Raw genomic sequence first — 19,214 nt, 5'->3', positions numbered from 1 at the left:
ACCATCTTAATATCCGTTATCTTGGTATAAAAAAGGGCAATTGCAAGACTATAATCACATATTACACCGGTTAAATCAATTTATAAAAAAACATTATACTCAAATTCTACTAAAGGGAATTTTGCTTTTTAAAGCGTTAGGATTTTTGTTTTTCCTCACCATCTTAGCTATAGAATACTTTCTTTGGTTAAACTCTTTGGGCCGAACGGTATTATTTACCTTGTTCATAGCAGTAGAAGTTCTATTGCTTTATAAATACATTTTAATACCGGTTTTCTATCTTCTTAAATTAAAAAAGGGTATTGGAAATAAAGAAGCCGCAAATATGATTGGCAAGCATTTTCCAGAAGTAGGGGATAAACTCACAAATTTGTTAGACTTAGCAGAAGATTCTGAACAGTCTGAATTATTACTAGCTAGTATTGCACAGCGTTCCAAACAAATGGATTCTGTTCCATTTTCAAGCGCAATTGATTTTAAAGACGCCTTCAAATATGTAAAGTATTCTATTATACCGATTGTTATTGTCTGTTTACTTTACCTCACCGGTAGTTGGAGTTCTTTTTTTGGTACATATGAGAGAGTGGTAAATTATGAAATGGCATATGAAAAACCTGCACCGTTTCAATTTCATGTGCTTACCGATCAATTAAGTGCCTTACAAAATGAATCATTTACCATTCAAGTTTCCACAAAGGGTAAAGTTAAACCAGAAAATGTGTACATCGTAGTAGACGGTAAAACCATATTGATGCAAAAACAGGACGGGATCTATGAATACACTTTTTCACCACCCATACAATCTACAAATTTTACGTTTTTGGCCAATGAAGTTAATTCAAAATCCTACTCATTAATCGCATTGAAAACTCCTTCAATATTAGATTTTTCAATGGATTTAAAATATCCTACATACCTGAACAAACCAAATGAAACAATCAAAAGTACGGGTAATGCGATTTTACCGGAAGGAACCCAAGTAACATGGAACATTGAAGGAGAAAATACCGAAAAGATTAATCTAAACACAAAAGATACCGTTCAACCTTTTATAAAAGAAAAAAACACGTTTACAATACAACGGAAAATATACAATGACCTAGATTATGAACTTACCACAACCAATGTAAATGTCCAAAATTATGAACGTTTAGAATACTCGTTCAAAGTAATTAAAGATGCTTATCCAACATTAAAGGTGACCCAGGTTTTAGATTCCTTGAATCCAAATGTTTCGTACTATACAGGAAATGCAAGTGACGATTATGGTCTTTCAAAAATTGAACTTGTGTACTATGAAGTTGGTAAAGAGAATCAAGAGCAGAAAATAAGCCTTGCAAAACCCAGTTCAAATTTTGAACAGTTTTACTACACCTTTCCATCAGGTTTGGCATTAGAATCCGGTAAACAATATGCGTTCTATTTCCAGGTAACTGATAACGATGCCGTACACCATGGAAAGGCTATAAAAAGTCAAATATTCCAACAGGTATTATTAAATGAAAATCATCTCAAGAATAAAGATCTTGAATCTCGACAATCACTCATAAAGGATTTAGATAAATCTTTAGAACGTGCAAAACAACAGAAAGAATCATTAGAGGAAATAAATCAAAATCAAAAAGAGAAAAGTAGTTTAAATTTTAATGATCAAAATCAAATTAAAGACTATTTAAAAAAGCAAGAACAACAAGAGCAATTAATGCAAAAGTTCAGCAAAGAGTTAAAGGAAAACCTAGACAAAGGAAACAAGGATGATAAATTAAACCAATTGTTACAAGAACGATTGGAGCGACAGGAACAACAAGCCAAGAAAAACCAGCAACTGCTAGAAGAACTTAATAAAGTAGCAGATAAAATTAAAAAAGAAGAGCTTACAAAAAAGCTTGAAGAATTAGGTAAAAAACAACAAAATAGTGAACGCAGCCTAGAACAATTATTAGAATTGACCAAGCGCTATTATGTCACAGAAAAAGCGTCTCAGCTAGCACGCGATCTTGAAGAACTGGCAAAAAAGCAAGAAGAACTTTCCAAAAAGAATAAAGAAGAAAATAGTTCAATTAAGCAGCAACAATTAAATAAAGCGTTTAATGAATTATCCAAAGAAATGGATGGGCTAAAAAATGATAATGAAAAACTAAAAAAACCAATTGATTTAAATTTAGACACCAATAAAAAAGAAGCTATTAAAGAAGATCAGAATGAAGCTTTAGACCAACTACAAAAACAAGAAAATTCAGAATCAAAATCAACCCCCGAAAGGGATGAAAACAATGCTTCAAAAAAACAAAAATCTGCTGCGCAGAAAATGAAAGAAATGAGTGAGCAACTCAGCTCATCTTCTTCCCGTAGTAGTGGAGGATCATCAGTAGCCGAAGATGCAGAAATGCTAAGACAAATATTGGATAACCTCATTATATTTTCATTTAAGCAAGAATCTTTATTTGATAAACTATCGGCTAAACAAGACCAAGATCAAACGCAATACTCACAAACAGTTCGTGACCAAAATGAATTAAGAGGGTTATTTGAACATGTTGATGATAGTCTTTTTGCCTTGTCTTTACGACAAGCAGAACTTTCAGAATTCGTAAATGAACAAATTACGGAAGTATACTATAACATTGATAAATCTTTAGAAACAATGGCAGATGGACAATTGTTTCAAGGAATTTCACATCAAAAATATGTATTGACCGCTTCAAACAGCTTAGCAGATTTTTTAGCAAATGTTATGGATAACATGCAAGAAAGTATGCAAATGGGTAAAGGTTCCGGTCAAAACGAAGGAGGTTTTCAACTACCAGATATTATCAAAGGACAACAACAACTTGGGCAAAAAATGGGTCAACAAGGCCAATCCGGAAAGGAAGGCAAAAGTGGAGAAGGAGAAAAGGGAAGTAAGGGCGAACAAGGAGAAGGAGGAAAACAAGGAGAGAATGGGAAGAAAGGTCAAAACGGAAAATCTGGAGAAAACGGAAGTGAAGGAGAAAATAGCCAGAATGGAAAAAATGGTAATGGTGGCCAAAAAGGAGATAATGGTCAAGGAAACGGAAAAGGGAACTCTAACGGAAATGGAGGACAAGGAGATGGACAGATGAGTGAAGCAGAACTAAAAGAGATTTATGAAATTTATCAAAGTCAACAAAAAATTCGTCAAGAGTTAGAAAAACAGTTAAAAAACATGATTAATAGCGGAGACCAAAAATTGGGTCAAAAGCTGATTAAGCAGATGGAGGATTTTGAGAATGATTTACTTGAAAATGGAATTACACAACGTACCATCAACAAAGCCAACACTATACAGTACGAATTATTGAAGCTGGAGAACGCAACACTAAAGCAAGGAGAAAAATCTGAGCGAGAAAGTAGTAGAAATACAAAAGACTTCACAAATCCTATTACTACTAAACCCTCATTATTAGAGAATTATCATAATGAAGTGGAAATTTTAAATAGGCAAAGCTTACCTTTGCGGCAAAATTTTCAAACAAAGGTTAAAGAGTACTTCAAAGCAAATGATTAATTACAACTACCTAACCGATTTTAAGCTAGTAGAAGAAACACATTTTGATTCATGGATTATTAATTCTTGCAAAACCGAAGGTTTTTCAGTTCAAGAATTAAACTACATTTTTTGTGATGATGAATACTTGCTTAAAATCAATCAAGATTATTTACAACACGATTATTTAACAGACATTATTACCTTCGATTATGTATCAGGTAAAAATGTATCTGGAGATTTGTACATCTCTATAGATCGCGTAAAAGAAAACGCAGAAGACTTTAATGTCTCATTTGAAAATGAATTAAAGCGTGTAATGGTTCATGGTGTTTTACACTTAATGGGCTATTCGGATAAATCGGAAACAGCTACTGCCGAAATGCGCGCTAAGGAAGAAGAAAAAATAAAGCTGTTCCACGTGGAACAATAGAAGGTATGTTTGGAGAAGAATATGATGTAATTGTAGTTGGCGGAGGACACGCCGGTGCAGAAGCGGCAGCAGCAGCTGCAAACTTGGGTTCTAAAACCCTATTAGTAACCATGAATTTGCAAAACATTGGTCAAATGTCCTGCAACCCAGCAATGGGAGGTATTGCAAAAGGACAAATTGTAAGAGAGATTGATGCACTTGGAGGATATAGTGGTATAGTCTCTGACAAATCTGCAATACAATTTAAAATGCTGAACAAATCCAAAGGACCAGCAATGTGGAGTCCAAGAACTCAAAACGACCGAATGCGATTTGCAGAGGAATGGCGATTAATGTTAGAACGTACACCAAATGTTGATTTCTACCAAGAAATGGTTTCTGGACTATTAGTTGAAAACAATAAAATTGTAGGAGTTAAAACTTCCCTAGGTATTGAGATAAAATCAAAAGCAGTTGTTTTAACTAATGGAACCTTCTTAAATGGTTTAATTCATATTGGTGAAAAACAATTTGGCGGTGGTAGGGCAGGAGAAAAAGCGGCTACTGGCATTACAGAACAACTTGTAGCATTAGGATTTGAAAGTGGTAGAATGAAAACCGGAACTCCACCAAGAGTTGATGGAAGATCATTAGACTATTCAAAAATGATTGTTCAACCAGGAGATGCCATCCCAGAAAAATTTTCATATTCCCAAACAAAACCCTTAGCGCAACAACGTGATTGTTTTATGACTCACACAAGTGCTCTGGTTCATGATTTACTAAGAGAAGGTTTTGATAGATCACCCATGTTTAATGGAAGAATTAAAAGTTTAGGACCAAGATATTGTCCATCTATAGAAGATAAGATAAACAGGTTTGCTGATAAGGATAGTCATCAAATGTTTATTGAACCAGAAGGATGGGAAACCGTAGAAGTCTACGTAAACGGATTTTCAACTTCATTACCGGAGGATGTTCAATTTAAAGCATTGCGCTCAGTCGTAGGTTTTGAAAAGGTAAAATTCTTTAGACCAGGTTACGCCATAGAATATGATTACTTTCCGCCAACACAATTGAAACATACACTAGAAACAAAGCTAGTTGATAATTTATATTTTGCTGGTCAAATTAACGGAACCACAGGTTATGAAGAAGCTGCTTCCCAAGGATTGATGGCTGGTATTAATGCACATCTTAAAATTAAAGAACAGGAACCATTAATAATAAAAAGAGATGAAGCTTATATTGGTGTTTTAATAGATGATCTAATTACAAAAGGAACAGAGGAACCTTATAGAATGTTTACTTCCCGCGCAGAATATAGAACATTATTAAGACAAGATAATGCTGATTTACGTCTTACTCCCTTAAGTCATTCTATTGGATTAGCTAAGAATTCACGAATGAAAAGAATGGAAGAGAAATTAGAACAATCAGAATCATTAGTTCAATTTTTCAAAGAAACTAGTGTTTTACCAAAAGACATAAATCCTATCCTATCCAGTGTAGATTCTGCCTTAGTAAAACAATCAGATAAAATGTATAAAGCATTTTCAAGACCAAATATAACTATGGATCACATGTTGCAATTGAAGGATGTATCTACCTTTGTTGAAGAAAACAATTTTGATAATGAAATTTTGGAACAGGCAGAAATACAGATAAAATATTCTGGTTATATCGCAAAGGAAAAACTAAACGCTGATAAACTTCATAGATTGGAAGCCGTTAAAATTCCTGAAAACTTTGACTATTCTAAACTAAAATCTTTATCATTTGAAGCAAGGGAAAAACTAACTAAAATTCAACCGGTAACCATTTCTCAAGCATCAAGAATAAGTGGGGTGACCCCAAGTGATATCAGTGTACTTTTAGTTTTTCTCGGAAGGTAGGGCAAATTGTTCCACGTGGAACAACTAACAATTATTCACTACCAAAATCCAAAATCACAGTATGAACAGCAATAAAATCTATCTAGAAACTACGGACCATTTAGTTAGTAATGAAAAGTTTCGACTTGAATATTTAACAGAAACCGATATGTTGGTTACGCAACCAATACCCGAAAATCTAATCAACTATTATGAATCTAATAATTATATATCACACAAAGATGAAGCAAAAACCTTGCTTGAAAAGGTATATCAAACAGTAAAAAAAATTGCTCTAAAACGAAAACTAGAACTCATAAACAAGTATGATAATACAAGTAAAACCATATTAGATATAGGCTGCGGAACTGGAGAATTTCTAATAACCGCTAGAAAAAATAATTGGAATACCGTTGGTGTAGAAATAAATGATGAGGCTAGAAATAAATCTAGTAAGAAAAATATTACAACATACAAAGTTATAGAAGAAGTAAAATCAAGTCAATTTAACATAATAACATTATGGCATGTACTAGAACATCTTAAAGATTTAAATGGAACTATAACCAAAATATCCAGTCTATTAGATACTGACGGCACCTTAGTCATAGCAGTGCCAAATTATAAATCTTACGATGCTAACTACTATAAAGAATATTGGGCAGCATATGATACACCTAGACATCTATGGCATTTTTCCCAAAAATCAATTTCAACCATATTCGAAAAGCATAATTTAAAAGTGGTAAGAACATTACCAATGTATTTTGATTCCTATTACGTTTCGCTATTATCAGAAAAATATAAAACTGGAAAATCCAACTACTTTAAAGCATTCTATAGGGGAATGCTCTCAAATTTAAAGGCTAAAGGTACAGGAGAGTATTCTTCACTTATATATGTCCTTCAAAAAGCATAATTTATCAAATTAACGCGATTTAAAGTATTTTAATCACCAAGTGATACTATTTGACCTTAAATAAATTTAAACGTAGTAAAGCCTCCTAAAAATAGGTCAATATTATAAGTTGTAACTATAAAAAATTTAAAAAGAATAAGTAATTCTTATATTTATAAAAATCAAATTATTAATATCAATTTAAAAACAAAATCCTTCTAAAAGCTTTATTACTTTTGCATCTCATAAAAATGAAAAAATGAAAAACATAATTGTAATTTTTGCTATTGTATTATTAGCATCTTGCCAACAAGAAAAAATTGGATACGTAGATAACGTTAAATTAATGGATGAGTATCAACAAAAAATTGATGTTGAATCCAAATTCAAAGTTAAGGCAGATGCTTTAGCAAAAAAAAGAGATAGCATATCGCAAGCATTTCAAATGGAAGCTCAAGCTTTTCAAACTAAAGCACAATCCATGTCTCAATCTAAAGCACAAGAAGAATATGCCGCTATGCAACAAAAGGGTCAAATTATTGGTCAGCAATTACAACAACAAGACCAACAATTACAAATGGAAGGACAAACTGAAATGGATAGTATAGTCTCTAAAGTAAAAGAAGAAATTAAAGCATACGGAAAAACAAACGGCTACTCTTATATCTTAGGCGGAGGAGATGGTGGTAGTGTTCTTTATGGTACAGAAACAAATGATCTTACCGATGAGATTGTTAAAATCTTAAATGATAAATACAAGAAATAAAATTAGATTTCTATTTTAAAAAAGCCGGTAACCCCGGCTTTTTTTATTCTATTAAACTAGGTTCAAAACGTTCTAATTCATGTTCCAAATTAAATTGATCCTTGGGTAAAAAGCCTTTTACTACTAGAACAACTCCACAAATAATGAGAATAATTCCTATTACTTTCTTCACCCAAACAATTCTTTCTGGGGTTAATTTTCTTTTTAATTGCTTAGCCAATAAAATTTTGAACACATCGGTCACAAAATAGGAGAGTAGTACGGTTGCAAAAAAAGTAAAAAACCTATTGGGTTGATTATCTAAACTAGGGCCTACTATAATAATTATACCAAGCCAAAATACCAGCACACCAATATTGATAAAATTCAATAAAAAGCCTTTTATAAAAAGCCCAAAAAAATCCGATTTTCTAATCTTTTTGGACTCTATAGGAATTTCTTTCTTTTCAGTTCTAAAAAACGTTACCAAACCATATACCAATAAAATAACACCACCAAAAACATAAAGTCCTGGTTGATTACTTAAATTTTCAAGTAACTGAAAACTACTGAAGTAAGCTACTAAAATAAATAGAACATCTGCAAATAAAACGCCAAAATCAAAGGTAATTGCTGCTCTAAAACCTTTAACTGCACTAGTTTGTAAAAGGACAAAAAACACAGGGCCTACCATAAAACTTAGAAAAAATCCTAAAGGAACTGCCGCTTGAATATCTTCTAACATTACCTATTACATTCTAGTTATAGTACCGCCAAAAACGGTCTTTTCTTCTAATTTTTTAGGATTACCATAAACCAATACCTCGCCACCTGCCTTTACGGTAGCCTTTACATAGTCTCTAGCATTAATTTCCGCACGAGAACCGGCGTTTACATTAATCGTAGAAAAGTTCGTCTCAAAAGATTTACCTTCATAGACTCCACCAGTATTTATTTGCACATCTTGTACGTTTGAAGAACCGTTGGTTTTTATAATTCCGCCAGAAACGGACTTGATCAACATTTGTTCAACTATTGCATTCACCACCAGCTCACCACCTTCTTGAGCTTTTAATTCCAGTACATCTTGCTCAATCATTTGCTCCGTAACTATTCTTGCATCTTCATTAACATCTATAATCAATATATCTTGAGCATAATGTAAATCTACAAAGGTTTTATAACCACTAAAGATTTTACCAATCTGCATTCTTATTTTTAAGATACCATCATTATTAACAATAGCAACTTTATCCGTATTCTCTCCAGAAATAACAACCTTATTTTCAGATGATTTAATAAGATTTATAGATAGTCCATCAAATCCTTTTACTTCTTTAAAAGGCTCTATACTTTGAGTTATTTTGACATCTTGGCCATTGACCATAAAACATCCAAAGAGAAACATTATTAATAAAACTTGTTTCATTCCTATTTATGTAATTTTTAAATAAAATGTATTGATTAAAGCCAATACATTTTATCAATTCTGCCAATGAATACCAAAATCTATTCCAAATTATTTAGTGTCCTCTGGAATTAAAGCAAAATCTAAATGTCTTTTTATTAGATCCGTATTCTTAACCATAACGTTTACTTCATCACCTAAGGTATATTTTTTCTTGGTACGTTCACCAATAATTGCGTATTCTCTCTCATCAAAGATAAAATAATCTCCCTTGATGTCCCTTATACGAATCATACCTTCACATTTATTGGAAATAATTTCAACATATATTCCCCATTCGGTAACCCCACTTATAACACCTCTAAATTCCTCATCTTTATGGTCTTGCATAAATTTGATCTGCATATACTTAATAGAATCTCTCTCAGCACTTGATGCTAAATATTCCATATCGGAAGAATGCTTACATTTCTTTTCAAATTCTTCCGCATTTGCAGATTTACCACCATCTAAATAATGCTGTAATAACCTATGCACCATTACATCTGGATATCTACGAATAGGGGAAGTAAAGTGAGTATAATAATCGAAAGCCAATCCATAATGACCAATATTATCAATTGTATAAATAGCCTTGCTCATACTACGTATGGTAAGTGTATCCACCATATTTTGCTCTCTTTTACCTTTTACATCTTCCAATAATTTGTTCAAAGAAGAACTAATGGACTTTTTGTCCTTAAAATCCAATTTGTGTCCAAATCTTGAAACAATACCGTTTAAAGCCATTAATTTATCTGGATCTGGATCATCATGAATTCTATAAACAAAGGTTTTTTTAGGTTTTTGTTTGCCAATAAATTCGGCAACCTTTCTATTTGCCAAAAGCATAAACTCTTCTATAAGTTTGTTGGCATCTTTAGATTCTTTAAAGTATACACCTACTGGTTCGTTATTTTCATCAAGATTAAAACGTACTTCAACCTTATCAAAAGATAAAGCACCTTGATCCATACGTTTATCACGCATGATCTTAGCAAGTTCATCCATTTTTAAAGTAGCTTCCACAACTTCATCAGAGACCTTATACGCAGTTTCTCTTATAGAAATTTCCTCCGGAATTTCTCCACTACCTGTTTCAATAATATGTTGCGCCTCTTCATAAGCAAAACGCTCATTTGAATCTATTACAGTTCTACCAAACCATTGATTTCTAATAGTGGCATTCTCATCCAATTCAAAAATTGCGGAAAATGTATATTTTTCTTCATTAGGCCTTAAAGAACAAGCATTATTAGACAACACCTCTGGTAACATAGGCACTACACGATCTACTAGATATACCGAGGTGGCACGTTCGTAAGCTTCATCATCTAAAATGGTATCTTTTTGTAAGTAATGAGATACATCTGCAATATGAATACCTATTTCATAATTACCATTTTCCAATTTTTGAAACGACAATGCATCGTCAAAATCCTTAGCATCTTTAGGATCTATGGTAAAAGTAAGTACGTTGCGTAAATCTTTACGCTTTCTAATCTCTTCCTCTTTAATACTGGTATCTAAACCATCTGCAAACTTTTGTACATCTTCCGGAAAAGAATAGGGCAAACCGTACTCCGCCAAAATGGAATGAATTTCCGTGTCGTGTTCACCAGGAACACCTAAAACTTGAGAAATTCTACCAAATGGAGAATCTACATCGTCTGGCCAATCTGTAATTTCAACCAATACTTTTTCACCATCTTTTGCATCGGCCAATTTATCCTTTGAAACAAAGATATCTGTATACATTCTAAAATCTGTAGGTCTTACAAAAGCAAAAGTTTTCTGCATATCAACAATACCCACAAAAGTAGTTTTATACCTTTCAAGTACCCTAACTATTTCACCTTCAAGTTTTTTACTCTTTTTTCTAGGATATATAAAAACCTCTACCTTATCTTTATGAAAAGCCTTGTTCAATTTATTTGAAGGTATAAACACGTCATCATCCATACCATCTACAACAATATAGGCATGACCTTTACCGGTTAAATCTACGGTACCTTCATAATAGGTTTTTGTATTCTCTAAAACTTTAAACTGACCACGATCTACTTCTTGAATTCTTTTTTTCTCTTTTAGCTGCGTAAGCCTTTTAATAAGAGTATTTCTATCTTGAGCATCGGTAATATTTATCTTAGCGGCAATTTGTTTATAGTTGAAACTTTTATTCGGTTCCTTTTCAAGAACGGTAAAAATTCCCTTAGTAATTTCGTTCTTTCTATGATTCTTCGCCTTCTTATTTCTTTTCGACATTAAACTTTTAATTTGTTGGAAAATTACGAATTATAATCCACTACCTGTTACACAACCATTTATTGAAAAGTTAAGCAAACTAGTTGTTATTAACATATATATCATATTAGACATTTTTTCTTTTAAATTAAATTAAAAATTAATGATTATTATAGCTTGTTAATATCTAGAATAACTTATTTAAATATTACTTGACTTTATGAGATACTAATAGTTGTTGACAATAACTTTTATAAAACTATAATTGAATATCAGTATTTTGAGAAGTTATTAAACACAGTTTATAAGTGCTATTAACATGAATTTATTAATAACTAAATGTAATTTTAATGTTAACTAGGATTAGATTTTTGATGAAAATGAGCTAAAACTTTCTAATATTTAAATTCGTGTTAAGAAGATTAAAAGTGTAAGCAGATGTCAACATTAAAAAGCAAATATTTTAGCAACTTTTTCTAAACAATTTATGCAATGGGTAAACTCGTTTATAACATACTAATTAACAACTATTATTATTTAGTTGGTAACAATTGTTGTGAACCCCCTGTTTTTTGTTGTGAACCCCTGATTATTGTACCTTTAGCTTAGTTTATTAACTACCCCACAGCAAATAAACATTGAATAATTAACCTTAAACTATTATGCATATGAAAATTGCTATTGGTAATGACCATGCGGGTACAGCTTATAAGTTAGCTATTATAGGTTTGCTAAAATCTTTACAAATAGAAGTTATTAATTATGGAACAGATGGTACGGATAGTGTTGATTACCCAGATTTTGCGCACCCGGTTGCTTTAGATGTTGAGGAAGGTAATGTAGATTTTGGAATATTGATCTGTGGTAGTGGTAATGGGGCATGTATGACGGCAAATAAACAACAAAATGTTAGAGCGGCGTTATGCTGGACAAAGGAAATTACGAAGTTGGCAAGAGAACATAATGACGCCAATATATTAAGCCTGCCCGCAAGGTACATAGCACTACCTCAAGCACTTGAAATGGTATCTACTTTTTTAAATACTTCTTTTGATGGGGGTAGACATGAACGAAGAATTGAAAAGATTCCTATTCAATAAATAGTTATTATAACTATGTTGATAACCTAAATTAGTTATTATAAGTATTTAAAAATTAATATGTTACATGGTAATAGATATAAACATAAGAAGTTAATTAAATAGATTTATGCTAGATATTAAAGTAAAAGGTTTTAATGAATTTAATAGTGTAGAACTTTATAATGTGCTGCAGTTACGAAGTCAAATTTTTGTAGTTGAACAAGATTGTGTTTATTTAGATATTGATGGTAAAGATGATAAGGCATTACATGTAATAGGGCTAAGTAATAACAAAGTAGTTGCTTACACACGCATATTTAAGCCAGGTATTTATTTTGAACAAGCTAGTATTGGTAGGGTGGCCGTTCATGAAGATTATAGAAAATTTGGGTATGGTAAAATAATTATGCAATCCTCTATACAGGCGGTTAAAGAGCATTTTAATTGTACTGAAATAAAAATTTCCGCTCAAAAATATCTAACTAAGTTTTATTCAGATTTGGGTTATACCGCAACAGGAGAAGATTATTTGGAAGATGGCATACCTCATATAGCAATGATCAAAAAATAATAAGTCCGCTCATAGCGGACTCATTTAAAATAATTATTTTAAGGTGATTATATTTTGATAGGAGTTTTGTTGCTTAGGTTAATATCCTCTAACATGTTATCCGTAAACTTATAATGACCTTTGGTGGTTATAATTCTAAATCGATTAGAGTTCATTCTACTCAAGGTATCTAAAAACAACCATTTGGATTTTAATAACCTAGTTTTTGGTGATTTTAAACTAATATCGAAATAATATTTTCTACCGTTTTTAATAGCTACTATGTCTGGAGTAACGTTGTCATCTTTCCCTTTTCTAACGTATGATTTTGGAGTTTCATAACCTTCAATATCAGCCTTAATATTTTCAAAACCAGTGGCTTCTAAATGTTGTATAGACTTTTCTAAAAATGCTGTGTTTTCTGACTTTTCTACTTTTACCATACCTAATAAGATAATAAAAAAAATGACAATTCCTAATTTTAAACGTTGATTAACAATATGTTATATTTATCAACATCAATATTTAGGAATTAATGGAAATATAGAAATGAGGAATAAAATTAAAAACAGAGCATTAAAATATTAAATATGCATGTTTAAATTATGCTTCCATAATTTTTTCAGATAGTACTTTTCCTATTTTTTTAACCACACCTACCACTAAAGCATTACCCATAAAAAAAGCTCTTTTTGTATTAGAAATACCTTCTAGTAATGTATGGTTATCTGGGAACATATTTAGGCGTTCCAATTCTATAGGAGTTAATCTACGAAGACCATTTTTAGTGTTGATAACATGTTTAAACCGTGATGGGCTTTTACCGCCCTCACCGGTAATAATGGTTCTTGAAGCAGTATCCAATGCATCTGGAAAAACCATACTACCTTCATTGTAATGATATATAAATCCAGATTTTGAAGTTCTGGTTTCTTTTTTAGCACCTTTTAAATAGTGCCATTTATCATGGTCTTCTTCTGGAATGTAAAATTCGTTTAAAATAGATTCTTTCTGTAGAATATCTCCCAAGACTGTTCTTTTTCCAATATAGCTGGCTGTTGTTTTGGTAGTATGAACCTTTCCTTTTATAAAAACTCCGGTATTTTGAAATGGAGATAATTTTTCGCCCAAATTAAAATTTTCTGACAGTGCTACCAGATTATCTTTAATATCAAAAGATTGCATTTTAGAGGAAGTACTGGTAATAGGAAACGCTGTTGCTATAGTTCCTTTTTCAAAAATCCACTCTGCGGCTTCGGCTTTTTTAAATTGTTTATAAAGCGGAGTAGATTTATGGTATCCTAAGAAAAAAATACGTCTTCGTCTTTGTGGCATTCCATAATCCGCAGCGTTAATAACCCTCCATTCTACTGCATATCCTAAGTCATCAAGACTTTTTAGCATAATGGCAAAATCTCTACCACGTTGTGTAGAAGGAGATTTCAGCAAGCGATCTACATTTTCTAAAAACAGGTATTTAGGAGGATGTTTTTTTTCAGATAAAATACGGTGAATACTCCACCATAACACTCCTTTTTTACCAATTAGTCCTTTAGAATTGTGAAGGGTAGTTGCTACCGAATAGTCTTGGCAAGGAAAACCTCCTACCAAAATATCGGCATCTGGAATTTCTTTTGTAGGAACTTCCGATATGTCTTGATTACGGTGGTTGTTTGATCCAAACCTAGCTTCGTACACCTTAGATGCATGTTGCATTTTTGTGCTGGGTTCAAATTGATTGCTCCAAACTACCTCAAAATTGTCAGTATCTTCTAATCCTAAGCGAAATCCACCTACACCTGCAAAAAGTTCTATGACCTTTAGTTTCTTCATTTGCGATAAAATTACATAATTTCACAAGGCTATTACTATTAGAAATTGTTTAAGGATGAAGAGAATATTGCTAACAAAGGCTTTTGTATTGATTTTGATTACTTTAAATAACTCGTGTGGAGTTCGTATGGGTCAAAAGAAAGTTCTTGCCAGTGAGATAGAACAAATTAAGAATACGTTTGGTCCAGATAAACGAACTGCGTTATTTAATATAGATGTTTTAGATGGTCCTTCAGGATTTACTTTAATAGGTGAAACAAATTTACCCAGGGCAATTGATTCTTTAGAAGCTGTTTTAAGTGAAAAGGGGATAGTGGCTACCAATGAGGTTAACGTATTACCTGCGGATAATCTAGAGGGTATGACAAAGGCAGTAATAAACATTTCTGCCGCCAATCTAAGAAGTAATCCTAAACATTCAGCAGAATTGGCAACCCAGGCTACTTTGGGTACAGTGGTCAATGTACTTAAAAAAGAAGGAGATTGGTATTTGATACAAACGCCAGATAAGTATTTGGCATGGGTAGATCCCGGTGGAATTCAGTTAATGAACAACGCTGAGATTACAGCATGGAAATCATCAGAAAAGATTATTTATACCAATACCTATGGGCATGCATTTAGTTCTATAGATGCAGAGAATAGAATATCTGATATTGTTGCAGGAAGTATTTTAAAATTAGTGGGCAGTGATGAAAGCCATTTTAAAATAGCATTTCCAGATGGTAGACAAGCTTATATTTCAAAAGATGAAGCACAAGAATATGAGACTTGGTTATCTAGTTTGGATTATACGGCAAATTCGCTGATAGAAACCTCTAAAACATTAATGGGTGTTCCTTATTTGTGGGGCGGTACTTCTACAAAAGGTGTAGATTGTAGTGGTTATACAAAAACCATTTATTTTTTAAACGGTATGGTTATACCACGTGATGCTTCTCAACAAGTACATGCTGGTAAGCCAGTAGATTCTATAGCAGATTTCAGCAAATTGGAAAAGGGAGATTTATTGTTCTTTGGAAGAAAAGCTACAGACTCAACCGCAGAAAAAGTTGTACATGTAGGTATGTGGATCGGGGACAAACAATTTATACATTCTTCTGAAATGGTAAGAATAAGTAGTGTAGATGAAGAATCTCCAAATTATGATGCCTTTAATGTAGGTAGGTATTTAAGAACTCAAAGATTATTAAATGAAGATGACCCATTGCTTCAAAATTTAACGATCAACCAACCGATCAAAGATTAAAAGGAAGTTTACTGAAAACTGAAATAGGTGGTTCATCGAATTTAAGAGAAAAAGTATAACATAGTAATTATGTACCCGTTTTATGATAGATATCTATCAATTACGTGTCATGAAAAAAACGTTTCTTTTAGTTTTAATCAGCTGTTTTGTAGGTTCATATATGGGCATTGCCCAAAAAGATGTTGCTACCTTATATTTTAAAGATGGTAAAAAGCTTACAGGTTTTGCTAAGCTCATTAATGGTAATCAAGTAAAATTCAAAAAAAGCAAAAGTGACAAAGCGGAAAAATTTCACTTTGATAATCTAGAACAAGTAGTAATCAATGATAAGGAAAAAGCCTCTACCTATATCTATTTAGAAACCCGTAAAGGCTATTTCAATGTGGTGCGGGAATTGGAGATAGGTACTGTTAATCTATATGTTCTTGAACAAACAGGGTATTCTTCTCCAATGTTCGTAGGTGGTGCAAATGGGCAAATGAACATGATGCATGGTAATTATTATGATATAAAAAATCTATATGTAAGTAAAGGAGTAAATGGTGAAGTAACCCATTTAGGTTCTAATCAGCTCTTTAGTAAAAACTTTAAGAATGCAGCTTCAGATTACTTTGCCGATTGCCCAGAATTGGTGGCAAAAATTCAAAATAAAGAATACAGGAAAAAACATGTAAAAGACATAGTACACTTTTACAATCTTAAATGTAAGGGACAACATGTGGTTTTAACAAAGCAAAGTAAAACACCTTAAGGCAAGCCTCGGGGTATTATACCCTTTGGCAGTGCCAATAAATAATATCGTAGAAACAGGTTAATTCTTAGTTATAAACGCACGAATATCTTTACTTAATTTTATTAGATCTGGTTCATGGGTGTACATCATATGACCTGCTTCATAATACTTCATTTCAACACGTTCCTTAACAATTCCGTTTCTATCAAAAGTATATTCAGCATCAAAAAACGGAGTAATCAAATCATAGTATCCGCTGGCTACCATTACTTTCATAGCAGTATTTCTACGCATGGTTTCACCTAGGTCAGGAGCTGTATTAACAGGCATGGGTTCCCAGTATTGACCATCTGGTACCGTTCTCCATTTCCAATTAGAACCTCCACCAGAAGTAATATAAGGTCTATCCATTTTTACCTTTAATTCTGATGCAAAATAATGATTTAAGCTTGCGGTATAGGCAGCGCTTATTTGATAACTGGCTGCATCGCCCAAATGTGGTTTTTCAGATACTTTATCCTCTTCATTTCCCATAAATCTTCCGTCAAGTCTACCAATTGCCAAACCTTTATCTTCTAATAGTTTCTTCTGAAAACGCCCCATTAGAATTCTCAAATTAGATTGTAGAATATATGTTTTATCCAATCCAGTAAAATAAGAGAGTTTTTCTACCAAACTATTCTTTTCCGGATCACTTAAAGAATTGCCTTTGTATAAAGCTGGCACATAGGTATTGTATGTAAAATCTCTACATTCCTTTGTAAAACTTTCCAATGTTTTGCCTTGCCCCGCTTTTTTATGGTACCATGCTGTTGCCGCCATGCTTGGTAAATAGGTAATGAATGAAGTTATGTTATTAGATATAGATGTTGAGCCTGCATAATCTAAAGCTTGGGAAATTAAAATCATTCCATTTAACGCCATATTTTGACCGGAACCTTCTAATGCTTTTCCAAGAGCAGCGGCACGTGTTGTTCCGTAACTTTCACCAGCTAAATATTTAGGTGAAAACCAACGTTCATTTTCGGTAACCCATTTTCTAATAAATTGGGCAAAGGAATTTACATCTTCTTTTAACCCGTAAAAGTCTTTTCCTTCACCTTTCCCTACCAATCTGCTGTAACCGGTACCTACTGGATCTATAAAAACCAAATCTGTAATATCTAATAAACCATGATCATTATTTACTAAATGGTAAGGTGCCGCACCATCATCTGATTTGGCATCAGAATCTACTTTTACAACCTTGGGTCCAAAGAATCCCATATGTAACCACATTGATGCAGAACCTGGTCCGCCATTGAAGACAAAGGTTACCGGTCTTTTGGTAACATTTCCTATATTGGTTTTAGTATAAGCAACAGACCAAAATGTAGCTATAGAATCTCCTTCTTTATTGGTCAAGTAAGTTTCTTTTGCTGTAGTGGTGTATTCAATGTTTTTACCGCCAAAAACCCCTTGGTGTTTGGTAACAAAAGATTTTGTTGGGGGTATAGGTTTTATATTTTTCTCATTTTTTGAGCTTTGTCCATAAAGCGATGGAATTAGTAAAAAACAAACGGTAAGAAAGAATAGATTTCTCATGATATATTGTAGTAAAAGTAGTTTTGTTAGCTCTTTTAAAAGTAGCATAATATTTCTACGTATGATCCTCTTATTAAAAATCAAAGGTATTTTAATGAAACCTACATTTCTAACAACTTAACATTGAGTATATTTAGAAATAGAATAGTATTGTTTTATATCAATTTTTATAGCAACTATATGAAAACAACGTTACGTATACAACATACCATGATGTCAACATTATTCTTTGTGATCGGATGTGGTATTGCCAGTTCACAACAATTAAATGATGGTTGGGAAACCATGTTCAATGGGAATGATTTAAAAGGATGGACCACAAAAGTACATCATTATGAAGTTGGTGATAATTATGCTGATACCTTTAGGGTAGAGGATGAGATCATAAAAGTAAGATATGATAAATATGAGGGTGATTTTAATAATAGATATTCTCATCTGTATTATGATCGTCCATTTTCCGATTTTCATTTAACTATGCAATATCGTTTTATTGGAGAGCAGTATAAAGGAGCACCAGATTATACTATTCTTAATAGTGGTGTCATGTTTCATTCACAAGACCCAAGAACTATGTTGAAAGAACAAGATTGGCCTATTAGTGTTGAAATGCAATTTTTAGCGGGAGTGGAAGAAGGTGTAGAACGACCAACAGGTAATATGTGCTCACCAGGTACAGATGTAGTTTTTGAAGGTAGAATAGACCCAAGGCATTGTATAAATTCTACATCGGATACCTTTTACGGGGATCAATGGGTAACCGCAGAATTAGTTGTATATCATGATTCATTGGTTAAACATATTGTTAATGGTAAAACAGTATTGGAATACACAAAACCACAAATAGGGGGCGGTGTGGCAACCGGTTATGATCCTAAGATGAAACAAGATGGTAAACTTTTAAAAGGAGGATTTATAGCATTACAAAGCGAGGGTCAACCTATTGACTTTAAGAATATTAAAATACGCAACTTAAAAGGCTGCACAGACCCTAAGGCATTGAACTATAAGGAGTACTATAAAATTTCAGATAAAGGGGCGTGTACTTATGAATAGGT

The 19,214-nt window shown here is 32.7% G+C and carries 16 protein-coding genes; 10 read left to right on the top strand and 6 right to left on the bottom strand.

The genetic code is table 11. The features are described from left to right. The first annotated feature begins 196 nt into the window (after positions 1-196). The 5 genes from YQ22_RS08185 to YQ22_RS08165 all read left to right on the top strand — a co-directional run bounded on the left by YQ22_RS08185 (position 197) and on the right by YQ22_RS08165 (position 7,455). Positions 197-3,526, top strand: a complete 3,330-nt coding sequence (locus YQ22_RS08185; protein WP_232231371.1) for a DUF4175 family protein — start codon at positions 197-199, stop codon at positions 3,524-3,526. Continuing rightward, positions 3,519-3,938: an rRNA maturation RNase YbeY gene (gene ybeY, locus YQ22_RS08180; RefSeq protein ID WP_058104586.1), complete on the top strand. Its 420-nt coding sequence runs from the start codon at positions 3,519-3,521 to the stop codon at positions 3,936-3,938. Before YQ22_RS08185 ends, ybeY begins: the two co-directional genes overlap by 8 nt. A gap of 5 nt (positions 3,939-3,943) precedes the next feature. Continuing rightward, positions 3,944-5,812, top strand: coding sequence for a tRNA uridine-5-carboxymethylaminomethyl(34) synthesis enzyme MnmG (gene mnmG, locus YQ22_RS08175; RefSeq protein WP_071340788.1), 1,869 nt, complete (start codon positions 3,944-3,946; stop codon positions 5,810-5,812). Positions 5,813-5,873: 61 nt separating this feature from the next. After that, positions 5,874-6,710, top strand: a complete 837-nt coding sequence (locus tag YQ22_RS08170) for a class I SAM-dependent methyltransferase (protein ID WP_071340787.1) — start codon at positions 5,874-5,876, stop codon at positions 6,708-6,710. Between the two features lie 238 nt (positions 6,711-6,948). Continuing rightward, on the top strand, positions 6,949-7,455 hold the full coding sequence (locus tag YQ22_RS08165; RefSeq protein WP_071340786.1) for an OmpH family outer membrane protein: 507 nt from the start codon (positions 6,949-6,951) through the stop codon (positions 7,453-7,455). A 43-nt stretch (positions 7,456-7,498) separates the two neighbouring features. Here YQ22_RS08165 and YQ22_RS08160 read toward each other — a convergent pair whose 3' ends face one another. From YQ22_RS08160 to rnr, 3 genes are all read right to left on the bottom strand, one after another. After that, the gene (locus YQ22_RS08160) at positions 7,499-8,179 is read right to left on the bottom strand and encodes a LysE family translocator (RefSeq protein WP_071340785.1); all 681 of its coding nucleotides are present in this window, start codon (positions 8,177-8,179) and stop codon (positions 7,499-7,501) included. Positions 8,180-8,185: 6 nt separating this feature from the next. Further along, the gene (locus YQ22_RS08155) at positions 8,186-8,863 is read right to left on the bottom strand and encodes a head GIN domain-containing protein (RefSeq protein WP_071340784.1); all 678 of its coding nucleotides are present in this window, start codon (positions 8,861-8,863) and stop codon (positions 8,186-8,188) included. Between the two features lie 90 nt (positions 8,864-8,953). Beyond that, on the bottom strand, positions 8,954-11,146 hold the full coding sequence (gene rnr / locus YQ22_RS08150) for a ribonuclease R (protein WP_071340783.1): 2,193 nt from the start codon (positions 11,144-11,146) through the stop codon (positions 8,954-8,956). A 647-nt stretch (positions 11,147-11,793) separates the two neighbouring features. Between rnr and rpiB the strand changes: the two genes are divergently transcribed. Together rpiB and YQ22_RS08140 are read left to right on the top strand one after the other, a co-directional pair. Continuing rightward, positions 11,794-12,225: a ribose 5-phosphate isomerase B gene (gene rpiB / locus YQ22_RS08145; protein WP_071340782.1), complete on the top strand. Its 432-nt coding sequence runs from the start codon at positions 11,794-11,796 to the stop codon at positions 12,223-12,225. A 109-nt stretch (positions 12,226-12,334) separates the two neighbouring features. Beyond that, complete coding sequence (locus YQ22_RS08140) at positions 12,335-12,778, top strand: GNAT family N-acetyltransferase (RefSeq protein ID WP_071340781.1); 444 nt, start codon at positions 12,335-12,337, stop codon at positions 12,776-12,778. Between the two features lie 47 nt (positions 12,779-12,825). On the opposite strand, the gene YQ22_RS08135 is transcribed toward YQ22_RS08140, so the two are convergent. Next, positions 12,826-13,200 (bottom strand): hypothetical protein, encoded by a 375-nt coding sequence (locus tag YQ22_RS08135; protein WP_058104594.1) that lies wholly within the window; start codon positions 13,198-13,200, stop codon positions 12,826-12,828. A 160-nt stretch (positions 13,201-13,360) separates the two neighbouring features. Further along, positions 13,361-14,590 (bottom strand): DNA (cytosine-5-)-methyltransferase, encoded by a 1,230-nt coding sequence (gene dcm, locus YQ22_RS08130; protein ID WP_071340780.1) that lies wholly within the window; start codon positions 14,588-14,590, stop codon positions 13,361-13,363. A 55-nt stretch (positions 14,591-14,645) separates the two neighbouring features. Here dcm and YQ22_RS08125 point away from each other — a divergent pair, with 55 nt between their 5' ends. Then, positions 14,646-15,839: a C40 family peptidase gene (locus YQ22_RS08125; RefSeq protein WP_071340779.1), complete on the top strand. Its 1,194-nt coding sequence runs from the start codon at positions 14,646-14,648 to the stop codon at positions 15,837-15,839. A gap of 109 nt (positions 15,840-15,948) precedes the next feature. After that, positions 15,949-16,590 carry a hypothetical protein gene (locus tag YQ22_RS08120; RefSeq protein ID WP_156894547.1) on the top strand — a complete coding sequence of 214 codons (642 nt, stop codon included), beginning with the start codon at positions 15,949-15,951 and terminating at the stop codon, positions 16,588-16,590. A gap of 60 nt (positions 16,591-16,650) precedes the next feature. Here the strand turns inward: YQ22_RS08120 and YQ22_RS08115 are convergent, their stop codons facing one another. Beyond that, on the bottom strand, positions 16,651-18,156 hold the full coding sequence (locus YQ22_RS08115) for a S10 family peptidase (protein WP_071342542.1): 1,506 nt from the start codon (positions 18,154-18,156) through the stop codon (positions 16,651-16,653). Positions 18,157-18,336: 180 nt separating this feature from the next. On the opposite strand from YQ22_RS08115, the gene YQ22_RS08110 reads away from it, so the two are divergent. Continuing rightward, entirely contained in the window at positions 18,337-19,212 is an 876-nt protein-coding gene (locus tag YQ22_RS08110) for a 3-keto-disaccharide hydrolase (RefSeq protein WP_071340777.1), read from the top strand. Positions 19,213-19,214 lie beyond the last annotated feature (2 nt).

This window comes from Maribacter sp. 1_2014MBL_MicDiv, assembly GCF_001865655.1.
In the GTDB taxonomy this organism is placed as follows: domain Bacteria; phylum Bacteroidota; class Bacteroidia; order Flavobacteriales; family Flavobacteriaceae; genus Maribacter; species Maribacter dokdonensis.
This window is presented reverse-complemented; position numbering and strand designations above follow the sequence as displayed.

Coding starts and splice junctions, on each gene's coding strand:
- rpiB (WP_071340782.1), top strand. CDS start 11,794: ATGAAAATTGCTATTGGTAATGACCATGCGGGTACAGCTTATAAGTTA.
- YQ22_RS08120 (WP_156894547.1), top strand. CDS start 15,949: ATGAAAAAAACGTTTCTTTTAGTTTTAATCAGCTGTTTTGTAGGTTCA.
- YQ22_RS08170 (WP_071340787.1), top strand. CDS start 5,874: ATGAACAGCAATAAAATCTATCTAGAAACTACGGACCATTTAGTTAGT.
- ybeY (WP_058104586.1), top strand. CDS start 3,519: ATGATTAATTACAACTACCTAACCGATTTTAAGCTAGTAGAAGAAACA.
- YQ22_RS08155 (WP_071340784.1), bottom strand. CDS start 8,863: ATGAAACAAGTTTTATTAATAATGTTTCTCTTTGGATGTTTTATGGTC.
- YQ22_RS08135 (WP_058104594.1), bottom strand. CDS start 13,200: ATGGTAAAAGTAGAAAAGTCAGAAAACACAGCATTTTTAGAAAAGTCT.
- mnmG (WP_071340788.1), top strand. CDS start 3,944: ATGTTTGGAGAAGAATATGATGTAATTGTAGTTGGCGGAGGACACGCC.
- YQ22_RS08115 (WP_071342542.1), bottom strand. CDS start 18,156: ATGAGAAATCTATTCTTTCTTACCGTTTGTTTTTTACTAATTCCATCG.
- YQ22_RS08160 (WP_071340785.1), bottom strand. CDS start 8,179: ATGTTAGAAGATATTCAAGCGGCAGTTCCTTTAGGATTTTTTCTAAGT.
- dcm (WP_071340780.1), bottom strand. CDS start 14,590: ATGAAGAAACTAAAGGTCATAGAACTTTTTGCAGGTGTAGGTGGATTT.
- YQ22_RS08165 (WP_071340786.1), top strand. CDS start 6,949: ATGAAAAACATAATTGTAATTTTTGCTATTGTATTATTAGCATCTTGC.
- YQ22_RS08125 (WP_071340779.1), top strand. CDS start 14,646: ATGAAGAGAATATTGCTAACAAAGGCTTTTGTATTGATTTTGATTACT.
- YQ22_RS08140 (WP_071340781.1), top strand. CDS start 12,335: ATGCTAGATATTAAAGTAAAAGGTTTTAATGAATTTAATAGTGTAGAA.
- YQ22_RS08110 (WP_071340777.1), top strand. CDS start 18,337: ATGAAAACAACGTTACGTATACAACATACCATGATGTCAACATTATTC.
- rnr (WP_071340783.1), bottom strand. CDS start 11,146: ATGTCGAAAAGAAATAAGAAGGCGAAGAATCATAGAAAGAACGAAATT.